The 16,709-nt window shown below is 33.8% G+C and carries 12 protein-coding genes; 7 read left to right on the forward strand and 5 right to left on the reverse strand.

Going from position 1 to position 16,709, the window contains the following annotated elements:
- Positions 1 to 13 precede the first annotated feature (13 nt).
- Entirely contained in the window at positions 14 to 619 is a 606-nt protein-coding gene (locus CFPG_RS02950) for a DUF4290 domain-containing protein (RefSeq protein ID WP_012573532.1), read from the forward strand.
- 6 nt (positions 620 to 625) lie between these two features.
- On the opposite strand, the gene CFPG_RS02955 is transcribed toward CFPG_RS02950, so the two are convergent.
- Positions 626 to 1,120: a dihydrofolate reductase gene (locus CFPG_RS02955; RefSeq protein WP_012573533.1), complete on the reverse strand. Its 495-nt coding sequence runs from the start codon at positions 1,118 to 1,120 to the stop codon at positions 626 to 628.
- Positions 1,121 to 1,165: 45 nt separating this feature from the next.
- A complete protein-coding gene (locus CFPG_RS02960; protein WP_012573534.1) occupies positions 1,166 to 1,936 on the reverse strand; it encodes a thymidylate synthase in 771 nt (256 codons plus the stop codon).
- Positions 1,937 to 2,048: 112 nt separating this feature from the next.
- On the opposite strand from CFPG_RS02960, the gene prfB reads away from it, so the two are divergent.
- The 5 genes from prfB to xylE all read left to right on the forward strand — a co-directional run bounded on the left by prfB (position 2,049) and on the right by xylE (position 9,370).
- A protein-coding gene (gene prfB / locus CFPG_RS02965) for a peptide chain release factor 2 (RefSeq protein WP_265347959.1) occupies positions 2,049 to 3,165 on the forward strand; the annotation gives its coding sequence in 2 pieces (ribosomal slippage) (positions 2,049 to 2,111 and positions 2,113 to 3,165; 1,116 coding nt in all).
- Positions 3,166 to 3,449: 284 nt separating this feature from the next.
- Positions 3,450 to 4,793 (forward strand): MATE family efflux transporter, encoded by a 1,344-nt coding sequence (locus CFPG_RS02970; RefSeq protein ID WP_012573536.1) that lies wholly within the window; start codon positions 3,450 to 3,452, stop codon positions 4,791 to 4,793.
- Between the two features lie 160 nt (positions 4,794 to 4,953).
- Positions 4,954 to 6,432: a xylulokinase gene (locus CFPG_RS02975; RefSeq protein WP_012573537.1), complete on the forward strand. Its 1,479-nt coding sequence runs from the start codon at positions 4,954 to 4,956 to the stop codon at positions 6,430 to 6,432.
- Between the two features lie 128 nt (positions 6,433 to 6,560).
- Positions 6,561 to 7,886 carry a xylose isomerase gene (gene xylA, locus CFPG_RS02980; RefSeq protein WP_012573538.1) on the forward strand — a complete coding sequence of 442 codons (1,326 nt, stop codon included), beginning with the start codon at positions 6,561 to 6,563 and terminating at the stop codon, positions 7,884 to 7,886.
- Between the two features lie 50 nt (positions 7,887 to 7,936).
- Positions 7,937 to 9,370, forward strand: coding sequence for a D-xylose transporter XylE (gene xylE / locus CFPG_RS02985; RefSeq protein ID WP_012573539.1), 1,434 nt, complete (start codon positions 7,937 to 7,939; stop codon positions 9,368 to 9,370).
- Between the two features lie 1,111 nt (positions 9,371 to 10,481).
- Here xylE and dnaK read toward each other — a convergent pair.
- Complete coding sequence (dnaK, locus tag CFPG_RS02990; protein ID WP_012573540.1) at positions 10,482 to 12,407, reverse strand: molecular chaperone DnaK; 1,926 nt, start codon at positions 12,405 to 12,407, stop codon at positions 10,482 to 10,484.
- A gap of 222 nt (positions 12,408 to 12,629) precedes the next feature.
- Positions 12,630 to 15,248 (reverse strand): alanine--tRNA ligase, encoded by a 2,619-nt coding sequence (gene alaS, locus CFPG_RS02995; RefSeq protein ID WP_012573541.1) that lies wholly within the window; start codon positions 15,246 to 15,248, stop codon positions 12,630 to 12,632.
- A gap of 121 nt (positions 15,249 to 15,369) precedes the next feature.
- Between alaS and CFPG_RS03000 the strand changes: the two genes are divergently transcribed.
- Positions 15,370 to 15,744 (forward strand): MerR family transcriptional regulator, encoded by a 375-nt coding sequence (locus CFPG_RS03000; RefSeq protein ID WP_012573542.1) that lies wholly within the window; start codon positions 15,370 to 15,372, stop codon positions 15,742 to 15,744.
- Positions 15,745 to 15,774: 30 nt separating this feature from the next.
- Here the strand turns inward: CFPG_RS03000 and CFPG_RS03005 are convergent, their stop codons facing one another.
- Positions 15,775 to 16,626, reverse strand: a complete 852-nt coding sequence (locus tag CFPG_RS03005) for a pyridoxamine kinase (protein WP_012573543.1) — start codon at positions 16,624 to 16,626, stop codon at positions 15,775 to 15,777.
- Positions 16,627 to 16,709: the final 83 nt, after the last annotated feature.

Raw genomic sequence — 16,709 nt, forward strand, 5'->3', positions numbered from 1 at the left:
TATGATAGCAACGATGATATATAATACTAAACAAAAACGTTTAAGTTTACCTGAGTATGGGAGAAATATCCAAAATATGGTTGATCATTGTATTTCTATTTCTGATAGGGAAGTAAGGAAAAAATGTGCGAATGTCATTATCAATATTATGGGGAATATGTTCCCTCATTTACGGGATATAAATAATTTTAAGCATATTTTGTGGGATCATTTGGCAATTATGGCAAGTTTCTCGTTGGACATTGATTATCCTTACGAAGTAGTTAAGAAAGAAGATTTGTATATCAAGCCTTCAAAACTACCTTATCCGCAAAGTTCTATTACTTGTAAATATTATGGAAAAAATGTAGAAAAGATGATTTGTAGAATCATTGAATATGAGGAGGGTGAGCGGAAAAAGCATCTTATTAAGCTTTTAATAATTCATATGAAAAAAAATTTTCTTCTTTGGAATAAAGAGATAGTAGACATACACAAGATTCTTGAAGATCTTAAACAACTTTCGAAAGGTAGTATTATTTTGGATGAAGATCATTATAAACTGATAGAAGCAGAAAGAAAAACACCTAGAAACTTTGGACACAATCGTTTGGTCTGTTTGCAAAAATCCAAAAAATAATTTTGTTTATTGTAATCTTTCGTATTTCGTGAAAGAAATAGGGTAAGGGTTTTTTGTATTAGCAGGAATTTTTTCCTGCTCTGTTTCATGCCATTCGCTGTAATTGATGAGAGGGAAAAAAACATCGGCTTCCGGAAAAGTAGCATAAACTTTAGTCAAATAAAGGTTATTAACGATCGGTAATGTTTGCTGATAAATTTGAGCTCCTCCAATGATAAAGACTTCTTCTTCATTCATTAATTTTGATAAAGCAAAATCTAAGGAAGTATAAACTCGAGCGTTTTTTATTGCTAGACTCCCATTGCGACTGATTATAATATTTTCCCTATCTGGAAGGATGCCATTAGGAAGAGAATCAAATGTTTTTCTTCCCATGATTATTGAATGTCCTAATGTTATTTTTCTGAAATGTTTTAGGTCAGCAGGTAAATAGCAAAGTAAACGGTTTTCTTTACCAATTTCATTATTTCTTCCTAGAGAAGCAATTATGGAAAGTTTCACTCTACTGAATTTATTTTCATTTACTGAGTTACTGAGCTAAAAAACCTAGACAGACACTTCTCCTTTAATATGAGGATATGGGGTATATCTCTCCAATTCAAAATCTTCATATTTGAAATCAAAAATGCTTTTCACTTCTGAGTTAATCTTCATTATAGGCAATGTTTTTGGACTACGGGTCAATTGTAATTGTATCTGTTCCAGATGATTGAGATAGATATGTGCATCTCCTAATACATGAATAAATTTTCCTTCTTTAAGATTAGTTACTTGTGCTACCATTTTTAGTAGTAAAGAATAGGAGGCTATATTAAACGGCAATCCAAGGAATATATCTGCACTCCTCTGGTACATCTGTAGAGATAATTCCCCATTCGATATATAAAATTGAAATAGAACATGACAGGGGGGAAGTGCCATGCTTGTAAGGTCTTTTACATTCCATGAATTAACAATTATTCGCCGAGAATCAGGGTTATTCTTTATATTGTCTACTGCAGTTCTTAGTTGATTCTTGAAATTCCATTGTTTTCCATAAATTGGGCCTAAATCTCCGTTTTTATTAGCCCATTTATCCCAAATATAAACTCCATGGTCATTAAGGTACTTGATGTTTGTATCTCCTTTGATGAACCAAAGTAGTTCATGAATAATTGGTTTGACATGTAATTTCTTTGTAGTTAGCAGAGGAAAACCATCTTTAAGATTAAAGTGCATATGGTAGCCGAATATACTGACTGTACCAGTACATGTACGATCTTTTTTCTTTACTCCTTCAGATAATACTCTGTTACAGAGGTCTAAGTATTGTTTCATCTGATTATTATTTACGTAGTGTAAAAATAATATTTACTTTGCATATATTGCGAATTGTAAGGAGAATTAAAATATTATGAAGAAATTATTCACTTATTAGAGAGTGTGTTTTATGATAACAATAGAACAGTTACGAAAAATTTTGGAGCGACGGTTGAATTTAAGGAGGTGTCTTTGACATTGATAATAAAATAATTCAGCTAGAGGAAAAAGAACTTCTCACACAAGTACCTGGCTTTTGGGTGAAGGATCCAGGATATGCCAAAAAGCAAATAAAAGCTATAGGTATTATCAAATCCTGGGTGGATGCATACAACGTAGTTCAAACAGCTGTTGAGGAATTGCAATTAGCTTTTGATTTTAACAAAGAAGGTGTTGTTAGTGAAGAGGAAGTTGATAAAGTCTACAGCGATGTTGTTCTTTTAATTGAACAATTAGAGTTGAAAAATATGCTTCATTCGGAGGAAGATCATTTAGGAGCAGTAATAAAAATCAACGCTGGGGCAGGAGGAACAGAAGCCCAAGATTGGGTAGCAATGCTCTATAGAATGTATAGTCGGTGGTGCGAAGTCAAAATGTACAAGGTGAATATTACTAACTGGTTAGAAGGTGATGATGCAGGAATAAAAACAGTCACTTTGCAAGTAGAAGGTGATGATGCTTTTGGCTATCTGAAAAGTGAAAATGGAGTACATCGGTTAGTACGTGTTTCGCCTTACAATGCACAAGGGAAACGAATGACTTCTTTTGCTTCTGTTGCTGTTGTCCCTTTAATAGATGATACTATTGAAATTGATATTAATCTAGGAGATATTACTTGGGATACTTTCCGTTCAAGTGGGGCAGGTGGACAGAATGTTAATAAAGTGGAAACGGGTGTACGTTTGCATTATAATTATAAAGATCCCAATTCAGGGGAAACCAGTGAAATTGTGATTGAAAATACGGAATCTCGTTCTCAGTTTGGAAATAAGGATAACGCTATTCGTCTATTAAAATCACATTTATATAAATTGGAATTGAAAAGGCGCAGGCAAGCTTTCGCAAAAATAGAAGCTCACAAGAAAAAAATAGAATGGGGATCGCAAATTCGTTCATACGTTTTTGATGATAGGCGAGTAAAAGATCATCGTACAGGTTGGCAAACTTCCAATGTACAAGCAGTTATGGATGGAGATTTAGATGATTTAATTAAAGCTTATTTGATGGCGACTAGTAATGAAGAATAATTTAAAAACAGTAAAAGGAGTTAAAGCCTATCTAATTAGAGATTTAAAAAGAAAGTCATAAAACATTGCTCATCAGTTGAATAGTTTGGGTTTGGAGCATGTGAATCCATACGAGACTTGGGCTCGTTGCCATTAGACTTTGGAAAAGTCTAATACTCTTGGCCGGATGGATCTGTGTCCTTTTTAATGGACTATGGAGGTAGAATTTTTTTTTTTACTTAAAATTCGAACTTTCCTTTCTAAAATTGTTCGGATAGTCTTTGGTTCTTGGTACACATATACAAATGAAGAATAGAGATGCTCTACTTATTTTAGGAACAGAGAAAATAAGTAAGTTGTTAATGCAATATGCTACTCCGGCGATAGTTGCTATGGTAGCTACCTCATTGGATAACATTATTGATGGTATCTTTATCGGTCAAGGAGTAGGTGCTTTAGCCTTGTCGGGATTAGCAATTACTTTTCCCTTACTGAATCTGGGAGCCGCTTTTAGCACTTTGGTAGGAGTTGGAGCATCCACGTTGCTATCCATTAAAATAGGAAAGAAAGATTACAAAACTGCTAATAACATATTAGGCAATGTAGTTGTTTTAAATTTAATTACAGGTATAACGGTAACATTAGTAGCTCTTCCTTTTTTGAACACTATTTTATGTTTTTTTGGTGCAAGTCGAGAGATACTTCCTTATGCTTACAATTTCATAGTAATTGTTTTGTCGGGAAATGTTATTTCTCATTTGTATTCTGGTTTGAATGCTTTGCTTCGTTCAATGGGGCATCCCAAAAAGGCTATGTTGGCAATTATTTTTTCTATACTCATCAATTTGGTATTAAATCCTTTATTTATTTTTGGTTTTGGCTGGGGAGTACGAGGGTCTGCCCTTGCAGACATTATTTCACAAACACTTGTTCTTTGTTGGCAATTATATTTGTTCAGTAACGAAAACTTTTTTATTCGTTGGCAAAAGGGGATATATCAATTGAAAAAAAAGATAGTAATCGATTCGTTATTGATTGGATTAGCACCTTTTATAGTACATGCTGGCAGTTGCTTGATAGTTGTTCTTATAAACAAACAATTGGTACGTTATGGAAGTGATTTGGCTGCTGGTGCCTATGGAATAATTAATCGAGTAGCTTTTCTATTTATTATGATTATTATGGGTCTGAATCAAGGAATGCAACCAATAGTAGGATATAATTACGGGGCAGGACAATATGATAGAGTTATTGCTGTATTGAAACAGGCTGTTTTTTATGCAACTTTTGTTATGATTGTAGGATTTACAGTAGTTGAATTATTTCCAAATATGATTGTCTCTATGTTTACAAAAGAAAAACAACTAAAAGATATTGCTGTTGTTGGACTGCGTTGGATATTTGTTGTTTATCCGTTACTTGGTTTTCAGATGGTTAGTTCTTCTTTTTTTTTAAGTATAGGAGATTCGTGGAAGTCTATTATTTTGTCATTAACTCGTCAAATTATTTTTTTGATACCTATTCTTTTTATTTTGCCTTGTTATTTGGGAATGTTGGGGGTATGGGTAAGTATGTGTATAGCCGATTTTTTATCTGTATTATTGGCAGGTGTATTATTGCGTAAAGAGTTACAAACGATAATGTTATAACTTTAGTTTAAAATTGGATTTACATTTTTCCTTTACCTAAAATATTGAAAAGCATTAGTGAGGAAAAAAATTGGAATTATATTGGAATGTCTTTACTTTTGAAGAGAAATGGACGTTGGGTCGATTTTTATCTATGAATTTATGATAATACTATGAAGTAATGTACTTACTTGGATACGATATTGGTAGTTCTTCAATTAAGGCATGTTTGGTAGAAGCAGAATCAGGAAAAATCATCGCACAAGATTTTTCCCCAAAAGTGGAAATGCAAATCATTGCTAGGAAAGTGGGTTGGGCTGAGCAGGAGCCAGAATTATGGTGGGCAAACTTGAAGGTGGCTCATGAGTCTGTTTTGAGAAAATCAGGTATTGCTGTTGAAGATATTAAAGCTATTGGCATTTCTTGGCAAATGCATGGTTTAGTTCTGGTAGATAAATTTAAAAAAGTGCTTCGTCCTGCTATTATCTGGTGTGACAGTAGAGCGGTGTCTTACGGAGAAAAAGCTTTTGAGGCTCTTGGAAGGAAAAGGTGTTTGTCTCATTTACTTAATTCTCCTGGTAATTTTACTGCTTCTAAATTAGCATGGGTAAAGGATAAAGAACCTCAAATCTATAAGCAAATAGATAAGTTTATGTTGCCTGGCGATTATATTGGTATGCGTTTAACCAATAATGTTGTAACTACGATAGAAGGTTTGTCTGAGGGTATCTTCTGGGATTTTAAGAAAGGTTGTTTGTCTAGAGAAATTTTGGATTATTTCGGTTTTGATGAAAATTTTGTTCCGGAACTTAAACCTACTTTTGGTATTCAAGGTTTTATTTCTACTGAGGTAGCAGGAGAATTGGGATTAAAGGAAGGTACTCCAGTATGTTATCGGGCTGGCGATCAGCCTAATAATGCTTTTTCGTTGAATGTATTCAATCCAGGTGAAATTGCTTCAACAGCAGGTACTTCCGGAGTAGTTTATGGTGTATTGGGAAAAATAGACTATGATCCCCTTTCACGTGTTAATACTTTTGCTCATGTCAACCATAGTAATGAACAAATTCGTCTAGGGGTTCTATTGTGTATTAATGGTACAGGAATATTGAATTCATGGATTAAGAAGAATATTGTTTCAGCAGGAATTTCATATAATGACATGAATGATATAGCTTCTCAATCTCTTATTGGTAGTAGAGGAATTTCTATTATTCCTTTTGGCAATGGAGTAGAGCGTATTTTAGAAAACAAGGGAAGAGGGTGTTCTATCCACGGAATTAATTTCAATACACATAATCAATCGGATATTATTCGAGCTGCTCAGGAAGGAATTGTTTTTTCCTTTCAATATGGAATGAAAATAATGAAAAATATGGGAATGGACATACAGGTTATTCGTGCGGGTAATGCTAATATGTTTTTAAGTCCAGTTTTTCGTCAAACTTTGGCAAGTATCAGTGGTTCTATCATTGAACTTTATGATACCGATGGGGCAGCAGGAGCTGCTAAAGGGGCAGGAATAGGAGTGGGTATCTATAAAGATAGTAAGGAAGCATTTGCTAGCCTGGAAAAACTTGCTGTAATTGATCCGGAAGTTGCTGAAAAGCCACAGTATCAGGAGGCATATGAAAGATGGGAAAATTATTTGGGTAAATAAAAAGGTTCCTTCATTTGAAATTATTACAAGTAAAATCAATTACCTGAAATTTTTAAGAGAGTAAGGTGAGAAATTGGTCTATTGATGATTAATATTTTTTAACGTTTTTCAAATCAAAATTTTATACCATGAATACATCGAATAATAGAGGATTTTTTGCAGGAATAGAAAAAATCCAGTTTGAAGGATTAGAAAGTAAAAATCCATTAGCTTTTCGTTGGTACGACGAAAATAGAGTTGTATTAGGAAAAACCATGAAAGAATGGTTGAGGTTTTCTATGGCTTATTGGCATACTTTGTGTGCTGAAGGTGCTGATCAATTTGGAGGAGGAACTAAAAAATTCCCATGGAATAAAGGCTCGGACGCCATTAGTCGTGCTAAGAATAAGATGGATGCAGCATTTGAGTTTATGACTAAGATAGGAGTTCCATTCTATTGCTTCCATGATGTAGATTTGGTGGAAGAAGGTAATTCTTTTGCAGAATACGAAAACAATTTAGCTAAAATTGTAGAGTATGCTAAGGAAAAACAAACTTCTACAGGTGTCAAATTACTTTGGGGTACAGCAAACGTTTTTAGTAATCGGCGTTATATGAATGGTGCTGCTACTAATCCTGATTTTGGTGTTGTTGCTTGGGCAGGTGCTCAGATCAAAAATGCTATTGATGCGACAATTGCTTTAGGAGGCATGAACTATGTATTTTGGGGTGGTCGTGAAGGATATATGAGTTTGTTGAATACAGATATGAAACGTGAAAAAGAACATTTAGCACAAATGCTGATTATGACTCGTGATTATGCACGTAAAAAAGGTTTTAAAGGGACTTTCCTTATTGAACCAAAACCGATGGAACCTTCTAAGCATCAATATGATGTGGATGCAGAAACTGTTATTGGTTTTTTGCGTCACTATAAATTGGATAAGGATTTTAAAATAAATATTGAAGTAAATCATGCAACTTTGGCGGGTCACACTTTTGAACATGAATTGCAAGTAGCTGTTGATGCTGGTATGTTGGGTTCTATCGATGCCAATCGTGGTGATTATCAGAATGGGTGGGATACTGATCAATTTCCTGTTGATATTTATGAATTGATACAAGCCCTTTTGGTTGTCATTGAAGGAGGTGGTTTTGGCAATGGAGGTACGAATTTTGATGCAAAAACTCGTCGTAACTCGACTGATTTGGAAGATATCTTTATTGCTCATATTTCTGGTATGGATATTTTTGCTCGTGCTTTAGTTTCGGCTGCAGCCATACTTGAAAAATCAGATTACAGAAAACTACGTGCTGATCGTTATATTTCTTTTAATTCCGGAGATGGGAAATTTTTTGAAAATGGGGAATTGACACTTGAAGACTTGCGTAATATTACGGCTAAAAATGGTGAGCCTATTCAAATTAGTGGTAAACAAGAGTTGTATGAAGCAATAGTAAATATGTATATATAAATTTTATTAATGTGTTAGTTAGCAAATCTTTACATTTTTGAACTGAGATCATGAGACAATATAATTTATTGTATGTTTTTGGGATTACATTAGTAGCAACTATTGGAGGATTGCTTTTTGGATATGATACTGCAGTAGTTTCTGGTGCTGAGAAAGGATTGGAGGGATTCTTTTTGGGGGCAAAGGATTTTCAGTATACCAAGATTTTGCATGGAATCACATCTTCTAGTGCTTTAATTGGTTGTGTAATAGGTGGAGTTATATCTGGATTTTTAGCATCCGAATATGGTCGCAGAAATTCATTGCGATTTGCATCTGTATTGTTTTTTTTATCGGCATTGGGTTCTTATTGTCCAGAATTCTTGTTTTTCCCTAAAGGAGAACCATCTTGGAATCTTTGGATAGCTTTCAACTTATATCGTATTTTAGGGGGTATTGGTGTGGGATTAGCATCTGCCATTGTACCTATGTATATTGCTGAAATTGCTCCTTCACATATTCGAGGTACATTAGTTTCATGTAATCAATTTGCTATTATATTCGGTATGTTGGTAGTCTATTTTGTGAATTATTTAATATTGGGTGGTCACACTAATCCAATAGTAATTAAAAGTGCGGGTATATTATCCGTTAGTGGTGATTCGGACCCATGGACTATTGAGTATGGGTGGCGATATATGTTTGGTTCTGAGGCTTATATAGCAGCGATATTTGGATTTTTACTTTTTTTTGTACCTAAAACACCTCGTTATTTGGTATTAATAGGTCAAGTAACTCAAGCATTATCTATTCTTACGAAAATAAATGGAACGGAAAAGGCAAAAGAAATTTTATTCGATATACAAAATACTTCAAAAGAAAAAACAGAAAAGTTATTTTCTTATGGTATCATGGTAGTGATTATGGGGATCCTTTTGTCCGTTTTCCAGCAGGCAATCGGAATTAATGCTGTATTGTATTATGCACCTCGTATTTTTGGAAGTGCTGGGGTTGGAGGTGATGGGATGATACAAACAGTTGTTATGGGTATTGTGAATATTGTATTTACAGTAATAGCCATTTATACGGTGGATAGACTTGGTCGCAAACCCTTGCTAATCATTGGTTCTATTGGTATGGCAATAGGTGCTTTTGGTATAGCCATGTGTGACCATTTTAGCTTTAAAGGATACATTCCTGTACTTGCTGTTATTGTGTATGCAGCCTTCTTCATGATGTCGTGGGGTCCTATCTGTTGGGTGTTGATTTCTGAAATATTTCCGAATACTATTCGTGGTAAAGCTGTAGCTATGGCTGTTGCTTTCCAATGGATATTTAATTATATCGTATCATCTACTTTTCCACCACTTTATGATTTCAGTCCGATGATTTCATATGGGTTGTATGGAGTTATTTGTGTACTTGCTGGTATTTTTGTGTGGAAATGGGTGCCTGAAACAAAAGGAAAAACTCTAGAGGATATGAATAAACTTTGGGGAAAATAGAGAAAAACAACTCTTTCCACACTGATAAAAGATGGGGGAAGGTGAATATTCATCCTTGTTTATCAGTGTGGAAATCGACTATAGATTTTATTTACACAAAATTTCGCAAAGAGGATTATCTTGCACAGATGTGGTGGATTGGGTCGTTAAAGAAATTGTCAATTGTGGGTGTGTAGGAAAGTAAACAACTTTGTTTACTTCACTCTTTCACGACAGTAAAAAAAACTGTATAAGAATAAATTTCAATAAATATTTATTAAAATATTACTACTCTAGTAGTAGTTTTTGTAAGTCTGTCCACTTGTATAATTCCTTGATTCTTCTTATTTAAAGATAAGAACAGGCTGAGAGTCAACAAATATCCCTCAGGTTTTCAAATCGAATCAGTCCATAATTTATATAAAAAAAAACTTTTGATATTCACCATAAGCAAATTTTTCTTTGTCTGAAAGAGTATTTTGAAAAACAAACTGTTGCATAGGCTATAATCTTAATCGATTCGGCTTTTAATTTCCAGCTTTTCTCATTTCATATCCATACGAGTTATAGATCTAACATTTGAATTCAAAATCAAAGAACTGCACCCCTTCTCTTTTATATATCACACCATATGGATGATTCCTCACTCATATATGGAAAAATAAAACTTCAAAACTATTGTTTAATAGTGTGTTTTCTCCAAGAGGACATAACACAAAAAAGCCAATTCTACAAATTTAGGACTGACCTTAAACTTTAAAAGTTTGTCATTTGTCAATTGTTGACTATTAATACATATACCATATGAATAGATTTAGTATGTAAACCGTGTTTTCTTAATTGTAAAAATTACTATCAACCATGTATACAAACCCAATAGGGTTTGTTATTTAGGTTATGTTATAACAGCAGATAATTTATTACAATTCCAATGTTATTTTTTTTTACTAAGTATACTATTATCTGATTATTTATAACAAAATAATCAGCAAGTATACGAAAAAATCGACATAAAAAAATCAAGTCAATTTTTTGATACAAAGCCGATCGGAAACTGTAACAAAACATCATATCTATCGCAATACTTTAATTTGTTAGAGTTTCGCTCGTGCTCGTAATTGATTTTATTTTTTTACTTCACTTCTTCAAAATCCACGTCTGTAACATTGTTATTATTGTTGTCGGAGGCATTATTATTGTTTTGTGTATTGTTTCCGGCAGAATTATTGTTTCCGGCAGAATTATTAGTCTGTGCTTTTGCATTATATAATTCTTGACTCATTGCTTGGAAAGTATTGTTTATTTCTGCGATAATCGTATCGATACTTGACAAATCTTGTGCTTTGTGTGCTTCTTTCAATTTTGTCAATGTAGCTTCAATGGAAGCTTTTTTATCAGCTGGTATTTTGTCTCCAAAATCTTTCAATTGTTTTTCTGTTTGGAAAATTACACTGTCAGCATGGTTCAGTTTATCAACACGTTCTTTAGCTTTGGTATCTGCTTCCGCGTTAGCAGTGGCCTCTTCTTTCATACGTTTGATTTCAGCTTCACTTAAGCCGCTAGAAGCTTCAATACGAATACTTTGTTCTTTTCCAGTAGCTTTATCTTTCGCTGATACGCTCACCACTCCGTTAGCGTCGATATCGAAAGTTACTTCAATTTGTGGGATACCGCGTGGTGCAGGCATGATGCCATCTAAATGGAATTTTCCAATAGTTTTATTGTCTTTTGCTAATGGACGCTCACCTTGCAGAACATGAATTTCTACTGATGGTTGATTGTCTGCAGCTGTTGTAAATGTCTCTGATTTTTTGATTGGGATGGTTGAATTTGCTTCAATCAATTTTGTCATGACACTACCCATTGTTTCTATACCTAAAGAGAGAGGAGTAACGTCTAGTAGTACCATTTCTCCTAAATTACTGTCTCCTGAGAGAATAGCTCCCTGAATAGCAGCACCTACAGCTACTACTTCATCTGGATTTACTCCTTTAGAAGGAACTTTACCAAAGATTTTTTCTACTTCTGTTTGAATAATTGGAATACGAGTTGAACCTCCTACCAAAATGATCTCATTTATATCTTTTGCTGTTAAACCGGCACCTTTCAATGCCTTTTCGCAAGGATCAACTGTGGAGCGAATTAATTTGTCAGACAATTGTTCAAATTTGGAACGAGTCAATGTTACTATTAAATGTTTAGGCATGCCATCTACTGGCATAATATAAGGCAAATTAATTTCAGTAGAAGTTGAACTTGAGAGTTCAATTTTTGCTTTTTCTGCAGCTTCTTTCAATCGTTGCATTGCCATAGCATCTTTACGTAGATCTAGACCCTCGTTTCTTTGAAATTCATCTGCTAGAAAATCTATGATTACATGATCAAAATCATCCCCCCCCAAGTGTGTATCACCATTAGTTGATAAAACTTCAAAGACTCCACTTCCCAATTCAAGGATGGATATGTCAAATGTTCCCCCTCCGAGATCGAATACGGCAATTTTCATATCCTTGTCGGCTTTTTCTAAACCATAAGCCAAGGCAGCGGCCGTTGGCTCATTAATAATACGCTTTACTTTTAAACCAGCAATTTCTCCTGCTTCAATTGTCGCCTGGCGTTGTGAATCACCAAAATAGGCAGGAACAGTAATGACAGCCTCTGTTACTTCTTGACCTAAATAGTCCTCAGCTGTTTTTTTCATTTTCTGAAGAATCATCGCTGAGATTTCTTGCGGAGAGTATAAACGTCCATCAATATCTACACGTGAAGTATCATTACCACCACGTGTTACTTTATAAGGGATTCGGTTAATTTCGTTCTGTACTTTATCGTAGGATTCACCCATAAATCTCTTGATTGAGAAAATAGTTTTAGTAGGATTAGTAATTGCTTGACGTTTTGCTGGGTCCCCTATCTTTCGTTCACTACCAACAAATGCTACTATAGATGGTGTTGTCATTTTACCTTCACTATTAGGTATAACTACTGGCTTGCCTCCTTCCATTACAGCAACACAGGAGTTGGTTGTCCCTAAATCAATTCCGATAATTTTTCCCATAATTGTAATATGTTTAATTTCAAAATTAAATTCATTAGTTAATGAACTAATGCAGCAAACGATATGCCAAAGAGTAGAACTGACAATAAGTCAGCTTCTATATCAATAAAATATTTCTTAAATAAAGAAATATTTTCATATAAAAAAGCTAAAATCATTTTGTTTCAAATGTTATAGGAAATTATGAGAAGTAGGAATTTTTGATTAGTATTATTTCAATACTTAATGGACTTTATTTAGAATCTCTTTTAATGCCATTGGTAACCCATTTATATCTTTTCCTCCTGCAGTAGCAAAATGAGATTGTCCACCACCATTACCTTTGATAATTTTGGAAGCTTCGCGTACAATCTGTGAGGCATTTAGCCCATTTTTTACTAAATCATTGCTAATCATAATAGTGAGTAATGGTTTACCTTCCGCAACAGTTGCAGCAGCAAAGTAGGATTTTTCAGTAAATTCACTTCCAATTTGAAAAGCAATGTCTTTAACTATTGAGGCAGGAAAAAATCCTTCTAATATGAACAGATTGATTCCACTTGGCGTTTGTTTTTTTGTTTTTATAACTTGATTTTTGATAAATATTGTTTTTTCTCTATTATATGTTTCTACTTGTTTTTTTAATAAAATATTTTCACTAATTAGTTTTTTAATTGATTGTAGTAAATCCGATGTATGGTTCAATAACATTTTGGCATTGTGGATGATGTCTTGTTGAGCATAAAAAAAAGATTCTACTTTTTCTGCAGTAATTGCTTCTATGCGACGAATACCTGCAGAAATAGAAAATTCACTAATGATACGGAAATTTCCGATGTATCCAGTTGAAGTAGTATGTGTTCCACCGCATAATTCGATGGAAGAACCGAATTTTATTACTCGAACATTTTCTTCATATTTTTCATAAAAAAGTGCTATTGCTCCAAGTCTTCGTGCCTCGACAAGGGGTATATGACGTTTTTCTTCTAAAGCAATATTTTGGCGTATTTTTTTTGTAATAATTTTTTCTAGTTGACGAATTTCTTTCTCTGTCACTTTTTTGAAATGTGAAAAGTCAAAGCGTAGAACTTCAGAAGAAACATATGAACCTTTTTGTTCTACGTGTGTTCCCAATACTAGACGCAAAGCTTCGTGTAATAGGTGAGTTGCAGTATGATTGCATTCCGTTGCTCGTCTTTTTCTAGCATCTACTTCTGCATTAAAAGTGTCATATAAGTTTTCTGGTAATTGATTGATTATGTGAATCACTAAATTATTTTCGCATTTAGTATCTATAATAGATATACTTATACCATTGGAATCAATGAGTTGTCCACTATCTCCTATTTGTCCTCCCATTTCCGCATAAAAAGGAGTTTTGTCTAAAACGATTTGGTAGTATTCTGTATTTTTTTGTTTGACTTTTCGACAACGAAGAATTCGAGCTTGAGTTGTTATGGTATCATAACCAACAAATTGAGTATCTCCTTCTTGCAGGACTATCCAGTCGCCAGTTTCTATTGTAGTGGCATTGCGAGCTCGTTCTTTTTGTTTAGACATTTCAGCATCAAAACTCGCTTTATCCATTTTCATATTCTGTTCGTGCAATATTAGTTTTATTAAGTCTAATGGAAATCCGTAAGTGTCGTATAGAATAAAAACATCTACACCATTAATAGTCGTTTTGTTTTTAGTTTTTGCTTCTTGAATTTTCTTATTTAATAATTTTGTACCTATTTCAAGCGTTTGTAAGAAAGAATTTTCTTCTTCTTTAATGACTTTTTGCATCATTTTTTTTTGAGCAATTAGTTCGGGATAAACTTCTCCCATAGAATCAACTAAAGATGGAATTAATCTATAAATAAATGCTCTTTTTTGTTCTAAAAATGTATAGCTATACCTGACTGCTCGACGAAGTATTCGTCTGATGACATAGCCAGCTTTTGTATTAGAGGGTAATTGACCATCCGCAATAGAGAAAGCAATAGTTCGAATGTGGTCTGCAACAACACGTATAGCAATATCTCTTTGGGAATTTTGCCCATAACTAAATTTTGTAATTGTGCTAATCGCTTGAATGATAGTTTGAAAAACATCAGTATCGTAGTTGGATGCTTTTCCTTGAACAACCATGCATAGTCGTTCAAACCCCATCCCTGTATCAATTACTTTTTGAGGAAGATTTTCTAATGAACCGTCAATTTTGCGATTGAACTGCATGAAAACTAAATTCCAGATTTCGATTACTTGAGGATGATTTTTGTTAATCAGAGTTAAACTGTCTACTTTTTCTCGTTCTTCATCTGAACGGATATCTATATGAATTTCCGAGCAGGGACCACAAGGTCCCATATTTCCCATTTCCCAAAAGTTGTCTTTTTTATTTCCATCTATAATGTGACTTTTGGGAAGATATTTCCCCCAGTAATTGGCAGCTTCGTTATCTCTTTCTAATTTTTCTGAAGAGTTACCTTCGAAAATAGTCACATATAGTCTGTCCTTGTCCAATTTTAGTATCTCAGTTAAATATTCCCAAGCATATTCAATTGCCTCCTTTTTGAAATAATCACCAAACGACCAATTACCTAACATTTCAAACATGGTATGGTGGTAAGTATCGTGTCCTACTTCTTCTAAATCGTTATGCTTGCCGTTTACACGTAAACACTTTTGTACATTAGCTATTCTTGTGTATTTGACGAGAGCATTTCCTAATATGACATCTTTGAATTGATTCATTCCCGCATTGGTAAACATTAAAGTAGGATCATTTTTGATAATCATGGGAGAAGAAGAAACAATTTTGTGATTTTTATTCTCGAAGTAATCTTTGAATGATTGACGTATTTTTTTGGCTGTCATACCTAAATTATTTAAGAAGATATTAAATCTTGTTGGCTGAAATAGCTTGCGCAAGTACAACAAATATCCTACTTTTGTTCAAAATGAAAAGCGAATCGTGTATGTTTTTAATAGCTGAGGTATGGAGTTTGAAAAGGGGAAACTATTTTATTCCATTAAAGAAATTGCTAATAAGTTGAACGTTAGTGAATCTTTGTTGCGATATTGGGAAAAAAAATTTTCATCTATTAGTCCTGCTAGAACAGCTAAGGGCATCCGTCAATATCGTTTGAAGGATGTGGATGAAATTCGTCTTATATATTATCTGGTAAAAGAGAAAGGGATGACTTTATCTGGTGCTCAGAAAAAGCTCAAAGATAATAGGGATAAAATAATCCATACAGAAAAGATTATCAACTGTTTGAAAGATGTTCGTGCAGAACTTGCCAGTTTGAAAACTGAATTTGACGAGTTAGATAAGCTTTATGGACATTATGGACATTCATTCGACGAGTAAATAATGCATTCTTACTTAAAGTTGAAAGAATTATATTAATTTCAGCTCCTTCAAAAATTCCGGAATGCCTTGTTCAAAATTAACTCCAAAACGGACGTCCGTTTTGGAGACTGCAGTTTTTTGAATCGCAGCAACTGTAAAACGAGTGGCAATCGATGCTGAAACAGCTAGGCTAAAGCCGTTTAACAATCCCGATAACAGAGCTGAACTAAATACGTCTCCTGTCCCATGAAAATAACCCGGAATTCGTTTTTCCAAAGTATAGGTTATTTTTCCACTTGAAGCATTATATGTTGCTACTCCTAATTCTTCTTCCTTGAAGAAGACACCTGTCAAAACTATTTTTTTAGGACCTAATGTATTCAGGTTTTTTAATATCCTTTCAATATATTCTTTTGTATAGGGTCCATGTTTGTATTCTTCTTTTGTTAAGAATGCTGCTTCCGTAATGTTGGGAACAATAACATCTGCTTTTTTGCATAATTGATGCATCCCCTTTACAAATTTCGGAGTAAATGTTTTGTATAATTTTCCGTTATCTGCCATAACGGGATCTACTAAAATGATATTATTATCGGTTTTGAAAGTTTTAAAAAATTCTATCATCAAATCTAATTGTTTAAAAGATCCTAAAAACCCTGTATATATAGCATCAAAAGTAATATTAAGACTCTTCCAATGAGTTGTTATGGATGTTATGTCTTTTGTTAAATCACGGTAAGTAAAATTTTTAAATCCTCCTGTGTGAGTAGATAGAACTGCAGTTGGAAGAACGCTTGTTTCTATTCCTGCTGCCGAAATAATAGGTAAAGCTACTGTTAAAGAACACTTACCAACTCCGGAAATATCGTGAATAGCAACGATTCTCTTTAGTCTTTTCATAAAATTAATTATAGAATATTAAATATTCGTAATTTTTTCTTACCTTCTCACTCCTAGTTTTTTTAGATCGTCTAAAGACAGTC

Source organism: Candidatus Azobacteroides pseudotrichonymphae genomovar. CFP2, from assembly GCF_000010645.1.
In the GTDB taxonomy this organism is placed as follows: Bacteria; Bacteroidota; Bacteroidia; order Bacteroidales; family Azobacteroidaceae; genus Azobacteroides; species Azobacteroides pseudotrichonymphae.

Bases quoted from the DNA above. Each gene is read 5' to 3' on its own strand.
- CFPG_RS02950 (WP_012573532.1), top strand. From the start codon at position 14: ATGATATATAATACTAAACAAAAACGTTTAAGTTTACCTGAGTATGGG.
- CFPG_RS02960 (WP_012573534.1), bottom strand. From the start codon at position 1,936: ATGAAACAATACTTAGACCTCTGTAACAGAGTATTATCTGAAGGAGTA.
- CFPG_RS02970 (WP_012573536.1), top strand. From the start codon at position 3,450: ATGAAGAATAGAGATGCTCTACTTATTTTAGGAACAGAGAAAATAAGT.
- CFPG_RS02975 (WP_012573537.1), top strand. From the start codon at position 4,954: ATGTACTTACTTGGATACGATATTGGTAGTTCTTCAATTAAGGCATGT.
- xylA (WP_012573538.1), top strand. From the start codon at position 6,561: ATGAATACATCGAATAATAGAGGATTTTTTGCAGGAATAGAAAAAATC.
- xylE (WP_012573539.1), top strand. From the start codon at position 7,937: ATGAGACAATATAATTTATTGTATGTTTTTGGGATTACATTAGTAGCA.
- dnaK (WP_012573540.1), bottom strand. From the start codon at position 12,407: ATGGGAAAAATTATCGGAATTGATTTAGGGACAACCAACTCCTGTGTT.
- alaS (WP_012573541.1), bottom strand. From the start codon at position 15,248: ATGACAGCCAAAAAAATACGTCAATCATTCAAAGATTACTTCGAGAAT.
- CFPG_RS03000 (WP_012573542.1), top strand. From the start codon at position 15,370: ATGGAGTTTGAAAAGGGGAAACTATTTTATTCCATTAAAGAAATTGCT.
- CFPG_RS03005 (WP_012573543.1), bottom strand. From the start codon at position 16,626: ATGAAAAGACTAAAGAGAATCGTTGCTATTCACGATATTTCCGGAGTT.